This window comes from Alcaligenes faecalis (assembly GCF_041521385.1).
Classification (GTDB): Bacteria; Pseudomonadota; Gammaproteobacteria; order Burkholderiales; family Burkholderiaceae_B; genus Alcaligenes; species Alcaligenes faecalis_E.
Genome location: NZ_CP168006.1, coordinates 275,810 through 296,046, shown reverse-complemented (window position 1 = coordinate 296,046; position 20,237 = coordinate 275,810). Strand labels below are relative to the sequence as shown.

The following is a 20,237-nucleotide window of genomic DNA, read 5'->3' as shown; positions in this document are numbered from 1 at the left end:
TCGCTTTTTTGACGGACGACGGGCAGGCGTTCAGTTCGGCCAAAAGGCTATCTGATAGCGGCAGGCTTGCCTGCTCTGAATCGGCTAGGGCCGTCTAGCTACCTACGCTGGCTGGGAGGATATCTGTTTTTACTCTTTGATGCGCAGCGAAATGGTGTGCAGGCCCAGGCCACCCAATGCGAGCAGGGCACCGACCCAGGCGGTCGAGGTCCAGCCCCAACCCGCCGCAATCGTCAGGCCACCCAGCCATGCTCCCAAGGCATTGGCCATATTAAAGGCCGAGTGATTCAAGGCAGCGGCCAGCGTTTGAGCATCACCGGCTACGTCCATCAAACGAATTTGCAAGGCTGGCCCCAAAGCGACCAAGGTGCCGATCAGCATGATATTCAAGGGGCCAAGAATAGGGTGATGGGCCGTAATCATGAACAAGAGCAGCACCCCGGTTGCCCAGATGAGTACCAGACGGATACTGCGATCCAGATAGCGGTCAGCATAGCGTGCGCCCAGCAGATTACCCAGAATCATACCGACCCCAAACAGGGCCAGGACAACGGGGATGGTGCTTGCTGACAGTCCGGCCAGTGCCATCAGGGTGGACTTCACGTAACTGAACACCGAGAACATACCGCCGAAACCAATTGCCCCTATACCCAGCGTCAACCAGACTTGCTTGCGTTTCAAGGCACTTAGCTCGCGCAAGGGGCTGGCCAAGGTATTGGGAGGGACAAACGGCACGAAACGCAGTACCAGTGCCATGGTGATCAGGGCTATGATGCCGACAAACGTAAAGGCCGCCTGCCAGCTCAGCCATTGACCCAAGGCGGTCGCAATCGGTACACCTAGTAAAGTGGCGACTGTCAAACCCAGCATGACGTAGGCTACGGCCTGTGCGCGGCGATGGGGCGGCACCAGACGAGCGGCCACCAGAGCCGCAACACCAAAGTAGGTGCCATGCGGAAAGCCGGCCAAAAAGCGGGTGACTAATACCGTTTCATAGCTGGGAGCGATGACGGTCAGAAAATTGCCAATGGCATAGGCGCCCATCAAGGCAATCAAGAGGCGTCGCCAAGGCCAGCGGGCCCCGAGCACCGCCAGAACCGGCGCGCCGATCACAACGCCCAGGGCATAGGCGCTAATTAAATGGCCGGCGGTAGGAATGTCGATACCGAGATCCTGGGCAACATCGGGTAGCAAACCCATGATGACAAATTCGCCTGTGCCGATGGAGAAACCACCTACCGCCAAGGCCAGAATTGCCAGAAGGATCTGGCGGGCGGACAAAGAATCGTGTGATGAGGACAAGATAAAAGCCTGAAAAACAAAGGGGTGGCACGTCCAACCCGTAAGAGGCCTTATTGTCGCGCAGTCCGGGTGATCGACTCAAGATTGCTAGGGGCAGAATAAGGTCATGTAACCGTAGGGAATTGAGGGGTTTTTAAAATTTTTGGTTTTCATGATGTCCTAGCACAAATTAATTTATTGATCTACAGCGTCAGTCCTAAGCAACGTATAGAGATTTTTTTATATTTTTTATATAGAATCACAGTGTTGGGTTTTTTGTATCCAATCATTTTCCTGTGGTAGCTTTCCCCTGATTTTGCAAGAAATCGGGGGTTTTTTTGTGCCTATTGTTTTGAATTTAAATCATTTGGACATTGACGATTCAATACTGAAACGGCTTTCAGCCACCATCTGCAAGCTGGTTTCAGTTGTTTGGCTTGCGATGTGAATTAAAGAAGGGGCCTGTGCATGGTGGCATCAGGCCTATTTTTTTGGGTTTGTTTTTCTCTTTTTTTGATTCTGGTTTATGTGATCAGTGTTGGTTTTTTTAGTTATGTCCGGCCATATTTTAAATTGACATACTCTATCTATGATTGATGAAAAGCTGTATTCAGCGATATCTGAAGAAAAGCCCTAGATATTTTCTTGTTTTGTCCGGATAAATTAAAAGGCAGTTTTATCTTGGTGTATATATTATGTGATATCTCAAATATAAATATTTTTTATATCTCATTGCTATATGTTTTTTGCTTTTCTGTAATTCAAGTATTGAAAATCATGGTGCTCTACGCGTTTTAGGCAAGCTCAATTGAAGATGATGTTGAGCAAATAGAACCTCATTCGCTGCCTTCCAAGAGCATTGCTAGCGGGTCGGCAAACTTTCGTATTGTTTTCCGGTTCAACCGCTTAATTAACAATATCGTTTTGCAGAAATATCCCTGAATTTATATAAATTGTTCAGTGCGATTAAACGGCTTCTGAGTGCTAAGAAAAGTGAGGGTTGGTTTGAAAAGACGATCCATGTCTGGTTCTTTACATGATGGGAAGCTGGATACCGACAAACGTATCAGCGATGTAGGCACATAGTGTGTTGTTTTGCGTTTGACTACCTGGTGAACCCTGAAGGTCTCGGGGCTGCGGGCTGGTCAAGCTGGGGCGCTGCGTTAGAATCATTGAGGCAGCATACCCAAGGAGGTGGTCATGAAAGTTGCATTGGGCCAGATGGCCGTATCCAAAGATTCGCAGGAAAATCTGAGCACATGCTTGGGGCTGATCGAGCAAGCCCGACGATCTGATGCGCAGTTATTGGTGTTGCCTGAAGGTGTGCTGGCCAGAAATGTGGCCGATCCTGAAGTGGTGCTGAAATCCGCGCAAGCCTTGGACGGGGAGTTTGTCAGCCGCCTACGCGCCGCGACCCGCGATACCGATTTGACGGTGGTGTTCTGCATTCATACCCCAGCAGGGGAAGGCAAGGTCTGGAATACCTTGGTGGTGCTTCGCGATGGTCAGGTGCTGGCGCATTACAACAAACTCCATTTGTACGATGCTTTCTCGGTACAAGAATCGCGCTATGTACAGCCAGGTACCGAAATCCCCGCCTTGATTGATGTGGCCGGTTTCAAAGTCGGTTTGATGACTTGCTACGATCTGCGCTTTCCCGAACTTGCTCGACGCTTGTGCGTGGAAGGGGCTCAAGTCCTGTTGGCACCGTCGGCCTGGCTGAAAGGGCCCTTGAAGGAACATCATTGGCGTGTGTTGACGACGGCTCGTGCGTTGGAGAACACGGCCTATATGGTGGCTGTGGGGGAATGCGGCGAACGCAATATCGGCCAAAGTCTGGTGGTGGACCCCCTGGGGGTCATTGTGGCCCAGGCGGCAGAGACACCTACTTTGCTCTTGGTCGATCTGGATCGGGAGCGTCTGGCCTATGCCCGCCGTATTTTGCCTGTACTGGAAAACCGCCGTTTTGCCCCGCCAGAACTGGGTTGATCATACCGGCCTTAGCCTGCTTTTCTGAATGTCAGATTGACCCGGCCCGAGCCCCAGAGTGGATGGGCCGGGCCTTCCAGTCTGCGTACCCCGTGAAAATTCATTCTGGATGGTCCCCACCAGACCAGCACATCACCATCGCGTAGCCGCAGGGTACGCACCGGGTCGCTGCGTTTTGCGCCACCCCATAAAAACAAGGCCTCACGCCCCAAGGACACCGAGACGATCGGGTGCTGCAGGTCGCGCTCGTTTCTGTCCTGGTGCAAGGACATATGCGCCTGCTCGTCGTAGTAATTGATCAGGCAGGTATCGGGCTGAAAAGGACCTTGGCCCGATTCTTGGGCAATGCGCGCCAGCAAGTCCTTGAATACAACAGGCATGGCGGGCCAGGCCAAACCGCTTTGCGGGTCTGTGGGACTGTAGCGATAGCCGTGCTCGTCCGATATCCATCCCAAATCTCCACAACTGCTTTGTGCGGCCGACATGCGATGTCCTGATGGAACCTGCATATGTCGCCAGGGGGCGCTGTGCACCAGCTCCTGAACCGCTTGGGCCAAGTCAGCGGCGTAGGGCAGGGCCAGACCCGGCAGGGCAATCAGGCCGGTATCCAGCGTCAGCACATGGCCGGGAACAGGATCGAAGAGTGAGAGCGTGGACATGCGGGAGTAAACGAAGCAATCAGGGACCAGAGTATAGTAATCGGGATTGTATTTTTGCGACTTCCCAGTAGAGGTGTCTATGGTCGAGCTGCTTATTCCACAACGTCAGCACAGCATTGGTGCATTTGAAGTGGGGCGCGTTTTGCCCTTTCGCCAACGGCGTATGGTGGGGCCTTTTATCTTTTTTGATCGCATGGGGCCGCAAGAGCTGACGGCACCCGTAGGGACGGAGAACGATGTGCTGCCACACCCGCATATCGGCCTGTCTACCGTGACGTATTTGTTTGAAGGCGCCATGACGCACCGCGACAGTCTGGGCGTGGTGCAGGACATTACACCTGGTGCGCTCAATTGGATGACCGCGGGTTCAGGCATCAGCCATTCCGAGCGTTTTGAGCCCATGCGCGCACAAGGCGGTCGCATGGATGGGATCCAGGCCTGGGTGGCCTTGCCGGAACACAAGGAAGAACAAAACCCGGACTTTGTGCATTACGAGGCCGAGCAGCTACCTTTGATTAAGGATACGGGCCTGGAAGGTCGCCTGATTGCTGGCTCGGCGCTGGGTTTGTGCAGTCCCGCCAATGTGGCCTCGCCTTTGTTCTATATGGAGTTGCGCGTGCAAGCGGGCCAGTCAGTGCCTTTGCCAACCGGCCACGAAGAGCGCGCCATTTATATCTGTGCGGGCGGGCTGGAGGTGGGGGGTCAACGCTATCCAGCCGGCCAGATGCTGGTCTTTGCCAAAGGCGACAGCCCCCGTATCCTTGCCGAGCAGAGCAGCCACTTGATGCTGCTGGGTGGCGAGCCTTTGGGACCACGCCATATCTGGTGGAACTTCGTGTCCTCCCGCAAAGATCGCATCGAGCAGGCCAAGGATGACTGGCTCAATGGCCGCATCAACTTGCCACCGCTGGACGATGAGCAGTTCATCCCTTTGCCTGGGGTGTAATGCTTATTACGTTGACTGTGGGGGAGTTTGGCCTTGCACGTGGACCGTGACCTCATGGTGAATCGGAGTTTTGATGGAACGGGCAATAAAGCAGTATTCGCCGACGCGATCATGAAGTGATTTCGCCAAGGTAGCGTCACAGTCCGATGTGATCGTGACAAGGGGGCGCAAGGTAACACTCTCGAATTGCCCAGCTCCGTTGGCCTCTTCGTTCATGATTCCGGCTGGCCGGTCTTCATAGGCCGTGACAACAACGCCCGCTTCTGCCGCCATTCCCAAGTACCACAGCATATGACACTGAGCGATCGATGCCAGAAAAAGCTGCTCGGGGTTCCAACGGTCGGGGTCACCTCGAAAGGCAGGGTCTGCAGAGGCGGCAATGACTTTCAGGCCAGCCGCTGTTACTTCATGGTTGCGTGAATAGGAGCGCAGTGTGTGGGTGCCGCTTCCGGTGTTGCCGATCCAGTTGATCAACAATTCATAGTGGTGTGTTTTCATGGTTGTGCTCTGGCAAGGTCGCAAGGAGCCAAAAACGTAGCAGCGGGGGCGTCAAACCGTACACAAAAAAAAGCCCTGGAAGGAATCCAGGGCTTTGAAGGCTTGTTCATCAGGCTGGTGGATTTGCCTGTATCCGCTCTATGAGCAGACTGGTTTTTTGATTGATGAGCAAGCCAGGCAAACGGAATAGTACCGCTTGCACAGAATGTTTAGGAGGCCAATTGTACGGATTGCCGCCAAGCGAAACAAAAAAGACCATTTTAATAGCAGGGCTATTGTAAGTTGGCTTATAAGCATTGATTGGCGCTGCTTATCCATCAATCTCGGGCGGGAATGTTCAGGCCGCGTTGTACTGCTGGACGGGCCTGGAATTGCTGCAGCACACGGGCTACGTTCTTGAATTGCACGTATTCCACCAGCTCGCCTGCGTCGTAAAAACCAATCAGGTTGGCAATCCAGGGGAACAGGGCAATATCAGCGATGGAGTAGCTGTTGCCCACCATCCAGTCCTTGCCGTCCAGATGCTTGTCGATCACACCCAGCAGACGTTTGGATTCGTTGACATAGCGGTCACGGGGGCGCTTGTCTTCAAAGTCTTTACCGGCAAATTTGTGGAAGAAGCCCAACTGACCGAACATGGGGCCGACGCCACCCATCTGGAACATGAGCCATTGCAGGGTTTCATAGCGTTGAGCCGGGTCTGCGGAGAGTAGCTGGCCGGATTTTTCTGCCAGATAGATCAGGATGGCACCGGACTCGAACAGGGCCAACGGCTGATTGCCAGGGCCATTGGGGTCCAGAATCGCCGGGATTTTGTTGTTGCTGCTGAGCGAAATAAATTCTGGGCTGAGCTGGTCGTTGCGCTCAAAGCTGACCAGGTGCGGCTCGTAAGGCAGGCCAATTTCTTCCAGCATGATGGACACCTTGACGCCGTTGGGGGTGGGCAAGGAATACAGTTGCAGGCGCTCGGGGTGTTGAGCTGGCCATTTGCGGGTGATGGGGAATGCGGAGAGATCGATTGTCATGACGTCCTTCACTGTGGGGCGTAGAGGAAGTGTTGATAGTAGCAAGCTGTACGGGGACATACTGTCTCAGCCCGCTGCCCAGTATGGTATTTGTTGCGCTTAGCGACTGCGCGGGCGCAAGGGGTCCAGCAGGGATTTGAGCCCGTTATGATCCAGCTCGTGCATCAGGGCCAGCAACTGGCCCAGTCGCCCGGAAGGAAAGCCTTCGCGGGCAAACCAGTTCAGATAATGTCCTGGCAGGTCGGCCAGCAAGCGACCTTTGTATTTTCCGTAAGGCATGGTGGTGTTCAACAGGGCAAGCAGATCGTCGCTGGATTCAAGCATGGGCGCTTAACGTAGATGGTCGGCAAAGAAAGCGAGTGTATGCTCCTGAGCCAGTTTGTAGGATGCTTCGTGAAAGTCGGGGCGATGATCGCAGCCAAAACCATGACCGGCAGGCTCATACACATAAAGGGCCACCTCCTTTTGCGCGTCTTTAATCGTTTGAATGGCGCTGGTGGGAATGGAGTGATCCTGGGCACCAAAGTGCATCTGCACCGGAGTCTTGGGCTGTTCCTGGGCGTTCTGGGCAATCTGCGAACCATACCAGCAACTGGCCGCTTTCAGACCCTGCAAGCGGCAGGCGGCCAACCAGCTCAAGGAGCCACCCCAGCAATATCCTACAATGCCAATCTTGCGCGAACCCAAGGCGTCCACGCAGGCCTGGATATCCAGCAGGGTTTTATCCTGGGCAATGCTGTTGCGCAAGGCCAGGCCTGCTTGCACGTCCTGGGCGGTATAGCCCAGTTCTACATTCTTTTCCTGCCGATCGAACAGGGCGGGGGACAAGACTCGGTAGCCCTGCTCGGCAAAACGCTCGCAGGTGTTGCGTATGTGTTGATTCACACCAAAGATTTCCTGCAACACGATCAAGCCGCGTTCGGCCTTTTCGTCGCCGGCGACATAGGCCTGGAAATGGTGCTGGTCTGCGCTGGTCAAGCTAAGCGTGCTCATGGCGTGTCCTTTAGCTGTAAAACAATAATTGTCTCTTATAACAGTCGCTCGTACTGGGAGGCCAGCCTCAGGACGTTTACAATCCACCCAGAACGGCGGGGGTGTCTAGCTCTCGCCCAACCCCTCCTACCTCAATGGAATAATGATGCGTGACGTGCTAATGGACAGTCTGTTCTGGACGATTGTGATGCCCTGGTTCTTGTTTTTAGGGCTATTTCTTGTTCCCAAAAACCCTTCCTGGTTGCGAAACTACGCCTTTCCCGGCGTATTTATTGCAATAGGTCTGGGTTTGGTGGCGGCCGTGGCAGTGGGTGTGGGTATTTTCAGTCTTGTGCTGGGCTTGATTGCCTTTGCTGTATGTTATGAAAAGCCTAAAGTCAGCGCCTGAGTCAGAAACCAAGGCGTGATCAAAAAACCATCGCAGGCCGCAAGCCGCGATGGTTTTTTTTGCCGCCGGGCCGCCCCAAGGCTCGGCGCCCCCGGCAAAACGCACCCCCTCGGGGATGAGCCCGGACACACAGCAGTCCATTGCGGACTGCTGTGTGCCTGGCGAATCCGAGCGGCATACAAGCCGCAAGGTGGAGCGCAAGCCGATGGCGCAGCGTGGGGGCTTTTTTGATACTCTTCAGCCGTCTACCGGCCTGGCGGGCGTATCCAGTGTCAACAGGTAGAACGCCACATCCAGCCAGCGACCAAACTTGAAGCCGATTTCCTTGAATGTACCGGCATGTGCAAAGCCCAGGCTTTGGTGCAGGTGGATACTGCCCGCATTGCTGGCATCAATACAAGCGACCAGCGTATGGACATTGGCCAGGCGCGCACGACGTATCAACTCTTGCATCAGGATTCTGCCCAAACCTTTGCCGCGGTGTTCCGGGTGCACATATACGCTGTGCTCCATGGTGTACTTGTAGGCGGGAAAGGTGCGAAAGTGGCCCCAACTGGCAAAGCCCATCAGTGTGCCGGTTTCATCGATCACTCCGACCACCGGAAAACCGTTGGCGCGTTTGGTGGCAAACCAGCTCACCATGGCTTCGGGCGGGCGCGGCACATAGTCGTAGAGTGCGGTGGAGTTGACGATGGCATCGTTCAGAATTGCCAAAATGGCGGCGGCATGCTGTTCTTCCTGGCAGTCTATAAAACGTATCTTGCTGTCAGTGTTGTTCATGGATCCTGTCATCGATGCTCAATTAGCTGTCGTGTTTGTCTATGATGGCCGCTATTTTATGCCACTCCAGTGGTTTTTTTGACAAAAACATCCGATGGGGCGGGCGCGGGGAGCGGGCCTTTGAATGGCGATGTTCAGTGCTCGGCGGCCGTGAAAAAAGACTCCCACGCTGCGCCTTCGGCTTGCTGCCCTCCAAGAGGGCGCTTTTCATCTTGGGGCGGCCCGGCGATGAAAAAAAACGCGCAGCATGGGCTGCGCGTTTTCTGGCCGGGGGACCGTTCCGTCACCCTGGGTACTTGTCCTTGCCGGAGCGGCAGGACGGGGGCTTATCAGTCGTAGCGAGCGGCAATATTGCGTTCGCCAATGGCCAAACCGGTTGTCATTCCCAAGCCCGTGTGCATGACTGTCACTTGTGTGCTGCCATCGGCTTGCAGGACTGAAAACGGTCCGGGTCCTTTGGCGCCATACACGCCTTGCCAGCGTTGCAGAACTTGTACTGGGCAACCGAGCACGGTTTCTGCCAGAGCCAGCAAGTACTGATCTGTGTCTTCCAGGTTGAAGGGGCTGGCTTGCAGGCCGTAGTCGTGCGAGTCGCCAATAATCAGGTCCCCCTCCGGTGTGGGGCTGATCAGCAAATGAATGCCTTGATCCAGCAGTACACCGTGACGTTTCTGTACCTGCTCGCGCAGCGTGTCTGCCAGGGGCAAGTCGCTGAATGCGCCGTAGTGCAGGCAGGACAAGCCTGTCAGCAATGGTCGGTCCAAGGCCCAGCCCGTGTCTTGTGCACGCACTTTCAGCATTTGCAGACGTGTCACCGATGGGTTGACCGTATCCAGCAGTTCGCGATGCAGGCTGCTGTAGTCGTGACCAGGGCACACAAAAATGCTGTTGGCTGTGAAGTTGCCCGCGCTGCTGTGTACCTGGCCTTCTTGCGCATAATGCACATGCGCCTGGGTGTAAACATCCACGCCCATGGCTTGCAAGCTGCTGGTGATGGCGGGCAGGGCGTCGCGCGAGTAGATCTGCAAATCGTCAAAACCTTGCAGTGCCCCGTGGTGATGCCCCAAGCGGCCATCAAACAAGGCGGCCAGCTCCTTGCCGTTCAGCATTTCGCAGGCAACGTTTTCATCCTTGGCACGGCCCTGGGCAAAGTCTTCCAGCAGCTCCAGTTCCAGATGGTTGCGTGCCAGCACCAGCGAGCCATTGCTGCGTACATGAAAACCGGCTTGCTCAGCCAGCTCCAGCCACAGGCCGCGACTCTGACGGGCCAGATCCATCATGATGCCCGGTGCCTGGCCGGTGACCAGAACCTGACCAAAATTACGTATGGTGGCGCCTTGGGCCTGGTGACTGCGCTCGAGCACAGCGACGCTTAGCTTGCGGCGGGCAGCCGCCCAGGCATGTGCCATGCCCAGGATGCCGCCCCCCACCACGATCACATCGTAGTGTTGTGTGCTCATTACTTCTTGGCTTCCGATTTACCGTCGTAACGTTTGGTCCATTCTTCGATGATGCGCTCGCGGTTTTCAGCGGCCCAGACGAAGTTGTTGTCGATCAGACGCTGGTTCAGGTCGGCTGGCAGGTGCGGGTTGGCCGTGGCGATGGACGGAATGGCCAAAACCGCAAAGTTGGTTTTGTACAGGTGGTTGGCTGCTTCGCTGGCCGAGAAGTCAGCCAGTTTCTGGGCGGCTTCCAGGTTCTTGGTGCCTTTCATGATGCCAGTGGCTTCAATTTCCCAACCCAGGCCTTCTTTAGGGAACACCAGTTCCAGGGGAGCGCCTTCTTCTTTCAGGCGAGCGCCACGGTAGTCAAAGGACACGCCAATGGTGTACTCGCCAGCAGCGGCCATATTGCAAGGCTTGGAGCCGGAGTGGGTGTAGGCACCGATATTCTTGTGCAGACCGTCCATGAAGGCCCAGCCCTTGTCTTCACCAAACAGTTGCAGCCAGGCGCTCACGTCCAGAAAGCCGGTACCCGAAGAAGCGGGGTTAGGCATGACGATCTTGCCGGCGTATTCGGGCTTGGTCAGATCTTCCCAGGAGGTGGGCATAGGGAGCTTGTTTTTTTCCAGCTCAATGGTGTTGACACACAGGGCAGCGGCGTAGCCGTTCATGCCAACCCAACTGGGCGGGTTGTTCTGGTCGCGCATTTTGGCGTCGATTTTTTCCAGACCCTTGGGGGCGTAGGGCTGCAGCATGTCTTGGCTGGCCATCAAGCCCAGTGAGGAACCGGCCAGACCCCAGATCGCGTCCGCTTTCGGGTTGTTCTTTTCAGCCAGCAGTTTGGCGGTAATGATGCCAGTGGAGTCGCGTACCCATTGAATCTTGATATCGGGATTCTCTTTTTCAAAAGCAGCCTGGTAGGCCTTGAGCTGATCGGCTTCCAGCGCGGTATAAACCGTCAGGGTGGTGGCCGCTTGGGCCAAAGAGGCGGCGCCCATCAAAGCGGCAGCCAAGGAGCTCAGAACAATGGTTTTCATGGAGAAGTATCCTTGTGACAGCAAAAGGGGGGGGGGGGGTTAGAGGGAATCGGCAGGGCATTCGCCCTGGGCCATGCGTTCGGTGATTTGTTCAATCACAGTGGGCAGTTGGGCAACGGTATCAATCAGGTAGTGGGGCTGGGCATGGGCAAAGGTGGCTGCTGCGCGGTCGCGCAGGGCCTGGCGGCTTTCCTCGTCCAGAGCCAGAAACTCCTGCTCGGTCAGACCAGCGGCATTGCCCGACAGCAGCAGGCCCACGGTCCACATGCCGGCATTGCGACCTTCTTCAATGCCAACTGGGGTGTCATCAATCTTTACGCAGGCGCCGACACTCGTGATTTCCAGACGAATGACGTTTTCCAGTGCCATGGCAGGCCAGGGGCGTGCTTGCGGGACTTCGTCAAAAGCAACGTGGTAGTCCACCAGCACTTGCTGGCGGTGCGCGTGTTGCAGTAGGTTATCCAGCACCAGGCGCGGGTAGCCCGAGCAGGAACCGATTTTCAGACCCTGACGGCGTGCCCAGGACAAGGTTTCGCGCGCACCGGGAATGGCTGCGGAGAACTCGCCCACGCGCTCGTTTTGCATGGGCAAGAAGGTGTTGTAGATACGATCTACATCGCTGTCATCGGGCTCACGCTCGTGCAGGGCCATGAACTGGGCATGTACCTCAGGCAGCTCCAGCATGGCTTTGATGTGGTCCCATTTACCGATGCCCATGGCGCTGCGAGCCTGGTCCAGGTTCAGGGTCAAGTCAAAGCATTTGAAGGCTTCCACCAGAATTTGGGTGGGGGCAAAGGAGCCAAAGTCCACCAGCGTACCGGCCCAGTCAAAAATCAGGGCTTCAAGGCGAGGGGCCTGGGAGCGTGGCGTGGCGAGTGGCGTATTCGCGCAAGTAGGGGATGGCATTGCGGTCCTATCGGGTTGGGGAAAGGGGGGAGGCGGAGCGCCAGGCTTGGCTGCGGCGCAAGGCGGCACGGCTCAGGACATGAACCAGCAGGCAGACAAAGCCAGAGCTCAGCATGATGACCGTACACATGGCGGCAGCCGGGCCAATAAAACCGGCGTCATCCATATTCATGACTGCGACCGATGCCAGCACGGTTTGCGGGCTGTACAGAAAGACCACGGCAGATACGGTTGTCATGGCCGATACAAACAGATAGCGCGATACTGACAACAGAGCCGGCAGGCACAGCGGCACGGTGACACCCATCAAGGTGGAAAGGCGTGGCGCTTTCAGGGACGCAGCAGCGGCTTCCAGTTCGCCGGGAATGGCTTTCAGCGCAGTGACAAAGTTCAGGTGAGCACTGGTGTACAGATGGATGACGGTACACAGCACCAGCAAGGTCATGGAGCCGTACAGTCCCGCCAGGGGATTGTCGGGGTGATTGAAAAAGAAGATGTAGCCCAGACCCAGCACCAGACCGGGAATGGCCATGGGTGCCAGTGCCAGCATTTGCAGCACGCCGTACAGACCTTTTTCGGACTGGCCTCGGGCTGGCAGTTTTTCCAGTACCCAGGCACCCAGGAAGATCAGGGCTGAACCCAGTACGGCGGTAAAGAAGGCCATGGTCAAACTGTTGCGCCAGGCCAACCAGCCGCCACCGTCCATATTGTTGAAATCGTAAGACTTCAGGGACAGGCTCAGGTTGTAAGGCCAGAACTTGATCAGCGACGCCCAGACTGCCATGCCCACAATCGTCAAAATGGCCAGGGACACCAGCATCAGGACGGCGGTGAAGTACAGGTCGCGCTGGCGGTGTGGCTGGGGCGAGTAGGCGCTTAGCGATCCTTGAGCCTGACCGCTGGCACGAGCCCGCAGGTGACGGTCCAAGAAAAAGGTCAGTACAGCGGGAATCAGCAACAGCACGCCAATGGCCGCGCCTTTGGAAAACTGCAACTGGCCAACCACAGCCTTATAGGCTTCCATGGCCAGCACGTTGTAGGAGCCACCTACGACTTTAGGTACACCAAAGTCGGTGACGGTGAGCGTAAACACCAGGCAGGCGGCAGAAAAGATGGCATAGCGACTGGCGGGCAGTGTCACCGTCAGGAATCGGCGCCAGGAGTTCGCGCCCATGGCGCGGGCGGCGTCATACAGGCGGGAGTCGGCCAGGGATAGACCCGTGCTCAGAATCATCAGGGCATGGGGAAAGGTGTAGAAGGCTTCACCCAGCACAATGCCCCAGAATCCATAAATCGTTTCACCGCCCAACCAATGGCGCAGCACGCCTTGATTGCCGAACAAGTAGATCAGAGACAGGCCTGGCATCAAGGAGGGAGCCAGCAAGGGCAACAGGCCCAAGGCACGAAACATGCCTGCTCCCCGTATGCAGCAGCGTTGCAGGGCAAAGGCAAAAGCATAGGCGGCAGGGATGACAATAATCAGCGTGCTGACACCGACCAGCGCGCTGCGTCCCACCATGGGCATAAAGCCGGGCGCGCTGATAATGGACCAGAACTGCCCCACGCCCACTAACTGTCCGTCGCTGTCTTGAATGGCGCGCAGCAAGATAAACAGCATGGGCAGGGCCAGGAACAGGACCAGCAGGGCAAACAGGGCAATCAATAAGGCGCGTCGTGCTGCCGAGCCTATCCAGACAGGTAACACGGGACGGATCAGGGGATGGTTCTTCACGCTCGTTTCAGCAACAGGCAGGCCATGCAGGCTGGTGGATGTCAGGGAAGCAGCGCCAGGCTGTGGCATGGAATCAGTGGTGGGCATGCAGCGCCTCGCTGGGAAGCTGGATGCGGCAGCGACGTGCGGCCAGGGGATCAAGCAAGCGGTCGCCCTGTTCTGGGTTGACAATGGCTTGTACGGTCAGTCCATCCATACCTTCAGGGCGTAGGGTCAGCTTGTAGTGACGGCCCAGAAAAATGCCATCCACGATGTCGGCCAAAAAGGTATTGGTGACAGGCGCGGGGCTGGTGTTGTCCAGTACGCGGATGTTTTCAGGACGAATAAAGAGGCGTCCGGCGCTGGTGGGGGCTTCCTGACTCAGGTCCAGACGGACACGTTCCACTCGCACTGAGCAATCGTGCAATGGGGTAAAGGGCAGCCAGTTTGCCTCACCGATAAAGCCTGCCACAAACGGATCGGCAGGAGCGCGGTACAGGGCCTGGGGGCGATCAAATTGCACCAGGCGGCCTTTTTCCATCACGGCGATACGATCCGCCATGACCATGGCCTCTTCCTGATCATGCGTGACCATCAAGGTCGTAATGGACAGTTGTTTTTGCAGATCGCGCAACTCACTGCGCAGACGCTCGCGCACCTGGGCATCCAGAGCCGACATGGGTTCATCGAGCAAGAGCAGCGAGGGCGAGGGCGCCAGCGCACGAGCCAGGGCCACGCGCTGTTGCTGGCCACCGGAAAGTTGTGCGGGGTATTTGTCTTCTGACCCGGACAGGCCAACCAGATCCAGCATTTCCGAGACGCGTTGGCGCACTTGGGTGGCCAGGTTCTTGCGTGGGGACAGGCCGTAGGCAATGTTCTGGGCGACGGTCAGGTTAGGAAACAGCGCGTAGGACTGAAACAAGATGCCGTAGTCACGCTGTTGGGGCGGCAGGTGGGTAATGTCACGGCCTGCCATTACGATGCTGCCTTGATCGGCCTGTTGCAGCCCGGCAATGCAGCGCAGCAAGGTGGTTTTTCCGCAGCCCGAGGGGCCCAGCAAACACACCAGCTCACCGGCTTGTATATCCAGGCTGACCTGGTCCAGAGCAGTAAAGGAGCCGAACTGCTTGTGCAGTCCTTGTATGGTTAAAAATGCAGGCTTGGCGCTCATCCCGGGGTTCCGACTTGTCATGAATGTCATGAACGTCAGTATGGGAGTCGTATATGGCGGCCCTATGACAGTACAACTAATTTCTGTAATACGAGAATCGGATAATTTGGGCTTTGAGTCTTAGCAAGGAGAGCGGCAGCATGCTGGCTCTGGAACTGAAGTCCTTTCACGCCACCGCCCATTGTGGCTCTATTACCAAGGCTGCCCAGCAACTGGGGATCAGCCAACCCACGGTGACGTCGCATCTGCGGCAGCTGGAAACCCGCTATGGCGTGGAGCTGTTCTATAGGCAAGGCAAGGGTGTGTATTTGAGCCAGCAAGGGGAACGGCTCCTGCCCCAGGTCGAGCAGTTGATGCAGCAGGCCGCGCAGATCGATTTCAGCTTGCGCGATCTGCGCGATCTGAAAAGTGGCATGTTGCGCGTAGGCGCGACCGGGCCGTATTACATCATGGCGGTATTACGGAATTTCCATCAGGCCTACCCCGGTGTGAAGATGCGTTTGAGCATTGATAACTCGCAACGGGTTCTGGGTGCCTTGCATGATTATCAACTGGATGTGATTGCGTCCTCGGCGCTGGTGGATGATCCGCGTTTGGTGCGCCTGCTGCTGGCGTCCGATCCCCTGGTCGCCGTGCTGCGAGTGGACCATCCTTTGGCGAATCGGCAGCGTGTGCGCATTGTGGATCTGTGTCGTCATCCCATTCTGATGCGTGAGCCAGGGTCCATGACACGGGAGTTATGCCATCAGGTGTTCCGGCAGGCGGGGCAGGAGCCGACGCAGCTTCTGGAAATAGGTAGCCGGGAGGCGATAGGGTGGGGGGTGGTATGTGGCATGGGAGCCAGCTTGCTGCCCTTGCGTGAAGTGCCTGCGCATCCGGACATTATCAGTTTGCCGCTGAGTGATGTCTCGGCTCATTTGAGCGAGTTCGTGTACTGCCTGAAAGAACGCGCGCAGGGCCATGCCATACGCGCGTTTCTGGAGCAGGTGCAGGCCGAGTTGCCTGTACCGGCATAAGGACCGGGATCAAGCCAGTTCGGCCAGACCCTTTTCAAAAGCCTGACGGGCTTTTTGCACGGCGTCGCGCTGTTCCTGAACGGCTTTGCGCTGGCTGGCAATCTGGTCTTCCTGCTGGGCCAGTTGTTCGCTAAAGCGCTGCCCCAAGGTGCTTTGGGCACTGACCGCTGCCAGGTTGGCGCGGATGCGCTCCTGTTCGGCCACGGTTTCGTTCAGGCGCTCGACGGCCTGGTTTTGAGCCTGCTGGGCCTGGCTCAGTTGACGACGCAGCTCAATCAGCTTGTCCATCTTGGCTTGCTGCGCGCTGTCCTCACCGTTGCCACGCCATTGCAGCAGCATGTTCTCGTCGATTTCTTCCAGACGCAGTTCCACATGGTCTTGCAGGCTTAGCTGGGCGGTGACAGTGACTGTCTTGCCTTTGGCAACCTTCACTTTCAGGCGGTGCTCCTGGGCGGTATCGCTATCGTGCGCATCCGATTTGAGCGTCCAGCCGTCCTGACGGGGCAACTGGATCAGCACGGTACGATCTTCATCGGCCGGGGCTTTGATCTCATAGCGGAAGTTCTGCAAGCGTGTCCATTCCGAACGAGCCACGCCGTCCGTCACGCGGGTTTTGCTCAGGCGATATTCATCCGTCTGCTCTTCGCGGATCTGCACTTTGCTGTCCTGGGCAAAGTAGATCAGGCGCTGCTCGCCAGCAGGCAGGCCGGCCAGCTCCGCGTCACCCACATGGCCGTCCTGTTCATTGAAGACCGTGATAATGCCTGGTGGCAGGCTGTTGGCCTGTTCATTGTTGACCCAGATAGCGGCGGTGGGGTGATCACCTGCCTGGCCGCTGCGGTAAACCGACAGAGATTCGGCTTGCAAAGACGTATCGATAAAAGGCACCGATACAGTTTGGCCTGTGGGGACGCTCAGCGTCTGAGGCAGCGTGAAGCGCACTTGAGTCAGCCCTTCCTGTGCCTGCGTGCTGGCACCCGCGCCGCCCGCCGCCCACTGTTTGGCCATGCTGCTATCGGCCGCGTAGGCCGCGCTTTCCATCATGATGGGAGCGGGGGCGGCTGGAGCCATGCGGGCACGCATGGCGTCGCCAGCTGCTTTGCGAGCTTGATTCGCGCTGACCGTGGCTTGAGTGTCCGCTTGCGGGGCGATGGAGCTGCCTACTGCAACCGGCAATTCCGGTCGCTCGCTCCAGTAACGCTCCAGCAAACGCTGGCGCAGCATCACAGGTGAGCCGGAACTGAGGGTGACTTTCACCTCTTTCCAGTCCTCGCCGCTGGTGTTTTCAAAAATGGCCCAGGCCTGCAGACGGGCCTTGCCGTCCTGCATCATCAGGCGATAGGTGCTTTTCCAGACCGGTGCAGGAATCAGGTAAGACAGGCGGGCTGTCTTGGTATCGGTTTTGTTCAGGACCAACTGAATATCACGCGATTGCTGATTGCTTTGACCTGCCAGCACGTCGGCGGCCTGCTGCAATTGCTGCTGCACTGTTTTGTCCAGCACGTCCAGGCTGGTATCCGGGCCCAGTTCCAGGGTCTGGATCTGGCCTTGTTCCGTTAGCACGCTCAAGATGGCTTGGGCGGGGTGTTCGTTAGTGGCAGCCGTTGCGCGCACGCCCAGGACCGCACCACGCACCAGACGGCCTTGCGAGCTGGCGCTGACTTGCTGGCCGCGCAGGGCTTGCGCCAGAGTGGCGGGTGAGCGCAGGTCTTGGGCCGAGAAGGGTAGGCTGTCAAAGCTTTCTTTGAGTGGGGCCAGACCGGACAGGGTCAGGGATTCGATGCGGTTCTTGCCATCGACGGCCATCAGGGTTTTGAGAATGTCATCGACCTGTGTCAAGGGCACACGCAGTTGAGCGGTGCCCGCATCGGAGATGGGGATCTGTCGTTCGATCTCGGCCATACCGGCACTGGATAAGGTAATGGACTCGATCTGCTGAGCCCAGGCGGTGCTGGCTGTGGAGCCCATCCAGACCAGGAGTAGGGCGCCGGTCAAAGAGTGCAGGCGAGGCGTACGCGCAGCGTGGGGCACAACGTAGTTCATAGTGCTTCCTTATTCATCCGTCAGCAAAACAAAGGGGTGAAGCGCATTATGCCTAGCCTTGTCGGGCTCTGTCTGTCATTCGGGTAACAAAAAAATGCCATCGTCCGGCTTGACTCCCCCTGGAGCAAAAAATGCTTACGTCATCAAAAGCACGCAAGGCTCTGCTAGGATTTGGGCAGCATGGCTTGTGTCCGTGCGTATTTATTTACTCCAGTGAAGGATCAATATGATGTGGACGTCGTGGGGCAATGCCTGGGCGGGAATGGGGCTTGCTCTGGTCTTGGCGGTTTGTTTTTTCTGGCCTGCTCGACGCTTGTCCTGGAGCTTGCCCATAGAATTGGAGCCCGAACTGGACCGGCGTTCGCCGCGTACCCATCGCCAATGGGGATGGGTGTGCCAGAGTCTGGCCTTGGTCTTGATGTTATGGGCGGGTTGGTGCTGGCAACTGACGCCAGCGGCAGTGGCTGCTTGTGTGTTTATCGCCGGGACGGCCTTGCTGGCCTGGATTGACGCGGAGACCGGCTATCTGCCCGATCGCCTGACTTTACCCTTGTTGTGGCTGGGTTTGCTGGTCAATCTGGATCACACTTTTAGCAGCTTGCCTTTGGCCGTGGTTGGTGCGGCGCTGGGTTACAGCTTGTTGTGGTTGTTGAATCATGTGTTTTTGTTGCTGACCGGGCGGGCTGGAATGGGCCATGGCGACTTCAAATTGCTGGCAGCTTTGGGGGCCTGGTTGGGAGCGACCGCCTTGCCAGGTATCTTGTTATCGGCATCGTTGCTGGGCCTGTTGGCGGCTCTGGTCCTGCGCCTTGGTGGGCGTTTGCAAGCAGGGCAGGCGATTCATTTTGGTCCCTATCTGGTGTTGGGGGGCTGGGTCATGTTGTTTTCGCTGCCTCGCATTTCGTAAAGAGAAGTCTCGTGATTGTTGTAACTAGAAAAGAATGACCGCCGGTTTCCCCTCTATTGGGGTTTATGTGCGTGGATGTGTGCTAATTCGCCGCTTTTTTTTGGGTGTGATCGAAGCCGGGTTTTGGGGCTTTTCTGTTTAAGGTAGCAGTAATAGGCCTGAGTGTGCCTATTGGGTTTAAATCGTTTGCCTCATCAGGCAGTCGTGGTAAAACGTCCGGGGCCAGTCGGGCTGGCGGGAGTTTCGCTCGAGCTGGATGTGAGAGTACAAGGCGGTTCTATGGACATTGTCCCGCTGACAAAGCAGACGGGAACCTGAGGATGAAGGCATGATTATTGTTGTTGGCGCCGGTGTGGCGGGCTTGGCGGCGGCGCGTCGCCTGAGTATGCAAGGTCAGGAAGTAACGCTGGTGGCTCCCCTGGAACCCCAGCCCTCATTGGGCGAGACCTTGTCCGAACGAGGGGCCGTGGTCTTGACCAGTTTGGGCTGGGCAAGCTGCCTGGATGAGACGGTGGCCTTGCGCTCGCAAGGGCGTTTTTCAGTATGGGGTAGTGCAGGATTGCGCACTGTGCAGGATGAAGACGGGCAGGGCTACCTGCTCGACAAAGCCCGCCTGGAGCAGGCACTGTTCGAGCGTGTGCAAAAAGAAGCGAAGGTCAGCATTCGCCAGACGCGTGTCTTGGGTCTGGAACATCAGCCTGAAAGTGTTATTGTCAAGCTGGCAGACGGTACGAGCCTGGAAGCCGCTGCTTTAATCGACTGTACTGGTCGTGCGGCTTTGTCCGCGGGTGCAGCCGCCGAGCGTCATCGTCTGGATAGGCTGGTGGCTGTCTGGCATGTCTTTGATCTGCCCGACGGGGCCGAGCCCTTGGCTGCTTCTCTGGTAGAAGCTGTAGAACTGGGGTGGTGGTATTTGTCTCCCATGCCCGGCCATCGTTTGATGGTGGCCTTGTTCTCGGACGCAGATCTTTTGCCTGATGGCCTGAGTCGTGATGGTTCGGTCTGGGCTGGTTTGCTGGGCTGTGCTGATGCGGCACGGGTGCGTATGGAAAGCTTGGGTCTGGATAGCCAGATGGCTGAGCACACTCCTACAGTCAGTGCCGCTGCCAGTTGCACAGTGTCTTACTTCGTGGAAGGCCGTATCTTGCGTGCCGGGGATGCGGGCGCGGCTATGGACCCCTTGGCCGCCAATGGTTTGGCAACGGCCTTGTGGAGCGGGTCACAATCGGCACAAGCTGCGGTGGCGCTGACAAAAGGCAACCCAGAACCGGCACGAGCTTACGAGAAAGATTATCTGCTGGGCTTGGTGCGCCACCTGAATTCGCAGCACGCTTTGTATGGTATGGAGCAACGCTACGCGGCGCAGCCGTTTTGGCAGCGTCGTCATCGTGCATTGGAGTGATGGTCAAGAAGGTAAGGAAGCCAAATAGCGTCCGATAAAACCA

The 20,237-nt window shown here is 56.9% G+C and carries 19 protein-coding genes; 6 read left to right on the top strand and 13 right to left on the bottom strand.

Features of this window, described 5'->3' with window-relative positions:
* Window positions 1–129: 129 nt before the first annotated feature.
* Window positions 130–1,302: an MFS transporter gene (locus ACDI13_RS01410; protein WP_316989404.1), complete on the bottom strand. Its 1,173-nt coding sequence runs from the start codon at window positions 1,300–1,302 to the stop codon at window positions 130–132.
* Window positions 1,303–2,481: 1,179 nt separating this feature from the next.
* On the opposite strand from ACDI13_RS01410, the gene ACDI13_RS01405 reads away from it, so the two are divergent.
* Entirely contained in the window at window positions 2,482–3,270 is a 789-nt protein-coding gene (locus ACDI13_RS01405; protein ID WP_316989405.1) for a deaminated glutathione amidase, read from the top strand.
* Window positions 3,271–3,281: 11 nt separating this feature from the next.
* Here the strand turns inward: ACDI13_RS01405 and alkB are convergent, their stop codons facing one another.
* Window positions 3,282–3,929, bottom strand: coding sequence for a DNA oxidative demethylase AlkB (gene alkB, locus ACDI13_RS01400; protein ID WP_316989406.1), 648 nt, complete (start codon window positions 3,927–3,929; stop codon window positions 3,282–3,284).
* A gap of 79 nt (window positions 3,930–4,008) precedes the next feature.
* On the opposite strand from alkB, the gene ACDI13_RS01395 reads away from it, so the two are divergent.
* The gene (locus ACDI13_RS01395; protein WP_316989407.1) at window positions 4,009–4,875 is read left to right on the top strand and encodes a pirin family protein; all 867 of its coding nucleotides are present in this window, start codon (window positions 4,009–4,011) and stop codon (window positions 4,873–4,875) included.
* A gap of 6 nt (window positions 4,876–4,881) precedes the next feature.
* Here ACDI13_RS01395 and ACDI13_RS01390 read toward each other — a convergent pair whose 3' ends face one another.
* From ACDI13_RS01390 to ACDI13_RS01375, 4 genes are all read right to left on the bottom strand, one after another.
* The gene (locus ACDI13_RS01390; RefSeq protein WP_316989408.1) at window positions 4,882–5,373 is read right to left on the bottom strand and encodes an OsmC family protein; all 492 of its coding nucleotides are present in this window, start codon (window positions 5,371–5,373) and stop codon (window positions 4,882–4,884) included.
* A gap of 317 nt (window positions 5,374–5,690) precedes the next feature.
* Complete coding sequence (locus ACDI13_RS01385; protein ID WP_316989409.1) at window positions 5,691–6,398, bottom strand: glutathione binding-like protein; 708 nt, start codon at window positions 6,396–6,398, stop codon at window positions 5,691–5,693.
* A gap of 99 nt (window positions 6,399–6,497) precedes the next feature.
* Window positions 6,498–6,722, bottom strand: coding sequence for a DUF3820 family protein (locus tag ACDI13_RS01380; protein ID WP_003799391.1), 225 nt, complete (start codon window positions 6,720–6,722; stop codon window positions 6,498–6,500).
* A 6-nt stretch (window positions 6,723–6,728) separates the two neighbouring features.
* The gene (locus tag ACDI13_RS01375) at window positions 6,729–7,391 is read right to left on the bottom strand and encodes a dienelactone hydrolase family protein (protein WP_316989410.1); all 663 of its coding nucleotides are present in this window, start codon (window positions 7,389–7,391) and stop codon (window positions 6,729–6,731) included.
* A 145-nt stretch (window positions 7,392–7,536) separates the two neighbouring features.
* Here ACDI13_RS01375 and ACDI13_RS01370 point away from each other — a divergent pair, with 145 nt between their 5' ends.
* A complete protein-coding gene (locus ACDI13_RS01370; protein WP_316989411.1) occupies window positions 7,537–7,779 on the top strand; it encodes a hypothetical protein in 243 nt (80 codons plus the stop codon).
* Between the two features lie 237 nt (window positions 7,780–8,016).
* Here the strand turns inward: ACDI13_RS01370 and ACDI13_RS01365 are convergent, their stop codons facing one another.
* From ACDI13_RS01365 to ACDI13_RS01340, 6 genes are all read right to left on the bottom strand, one after another.
* Window positions 8,017–8,559, bottom strand: coding sequence for an N-acetyltransferase family protein (locus ACDI13_RS01365; protein ID WP_316989412.1), 543 nt, complete (start codon window positions 8,557–8,559; stop codon window positions 8,017–8,019).
* Window positions 8,560–8,888: 329 nt separating this feature from the next.
* Complete coding sequence (locus tag ACDI13_RS01360; RefSeq protein ID WP_316989413.1) at window positions 8,889–10,019, bottom strand: TIGR03364 family FAD-dependent oxidoreductase; 1,131 nt, start codon at window positions 10,017–10,019, stop codon at window positions 8,889–8,891.
* Entirely contained in the window at window positions 10,019–11,038 is a 1,020-nt protein-coding gene (locus tag ACDI13_RS01355; RefSeq protein WP_316989414.1) for a putative 2-aminoethylphosphonate ABC transporter substrate-binding protein, read from the bottom strand. The genes ACDI13_RS01360 and ACDI13_RS01355 overlap by 1 nt, the downstream gene beginning before the upstream one ends.
* Before the next feature lie 39 nt (window positions 11,039–11,077).
* Window positions 11,078–11,944, bottom strand: a complete 867-nt coding sequence (phnX, locus tag ACDI13_RS01350; protein WP_316989415.1) for a phosphonoacetaldehyde hydrolase — start codon at window positions 11,942–11,944, stop codon at window positions 11,078–11,080.
* A 7-nt stretch (window positions 11,945–11,951) separates the two neighbouring features.
* Window positions 11,952–13,658 (bottom strand): putative 2-aminoethylphosphonate ABC transporter permease subunit, encoded by a 1,707-nt coding sequence (locus ACDI13_RS01345; RefSeq protein ID WP_372373075.1) that lies wholly within the window; start codon window positions 13,656–13,658, stop codon window positions 11,952–11,954.
* A gap of 91 nt (window positions 13,659–13,749) precedes the next feature.
* Window positions 13,750–14,826, bottom strand: coding sequence for a putative 2-aminoethylphosphonate ABC transporter ATP-binding protein (locus ACDI13_RS01340; RefSeq protein WP_316989417.1), 1,077 nt, complete (start codon window positions 14,824–14,826; stop codon window positions 13,750–13,752).
* A 140-nt stretch (window positions 14,827–14,966) separates the two neighbouring features.
* On the opposite strand from ACDI13_RS01340, the gene ACDI13_RS01335 reads away from it, so the two are divergent.
* Window positions 14,967–15,842 carry a LysR substrate-binding domain-containing protein gene (locus tag ACDI13_RS01335; RefSeq protein ID WP_162090490.1) on the top strand — a complete coding sequence of 292 codons (876 nt, stop codon included), beginning with the start codon at window positions 14,967–14,969 and terminating at the stop codon, window positions 15,840–15,842.
* Between the two features lie 9 nt (window positions 15,843–15,851).
* On the opposite strand, the gene ACDI13_RS01330 is transcribed toward ACDI13_RS01335, so the two are convergent.
* A complete protein-coding gene (locus ACDI13_RS01330) occupies window positions 15,852–17,885 on the bottom strand; it encodes a DUF4139 domain-containing protein (RefSeq protein ID WP_316989418.1) in 2,034 nt (677 codons plus the stop codon).
* A gap of 226 nt (window positions 17,886–18,111) precedes the next feature.
* Here ACDI13_RS01330 and ACDI13_RS01325 point away from each other — a divergent pair, with 226 nt between their 5' ends.
* Together ACDI13_RS01325 and ACDI13_RS01320 are read left to right on the top strand one after the other, a co-directional pair.
* A complete protein-coding gene (locus ACDI13_RS01325) occupies window positions 18,112–18,792 on the top strand; it encodes an A24 family peptidase (RefSeq protein ID WP_372372619.1) in 681 nt (226 codons plus the stop codon).
* A 328-nt stretch (window positions 18,793–19,120) separates the two neighbouring features.
* On the top strand, window positions 19,121–20,194 hold the full coding sequence (locus tag ACDI13_RS01320; protein ID WP_316989419.1) for an FAD-dependent monooxygenase: 1,074 nt from the start codon (window positions 19,121–19,123) through the stop codon (window positions 20,192–20,194).
* Window positions 20,195–20,237: the final 43 nt, after the last annotated feature.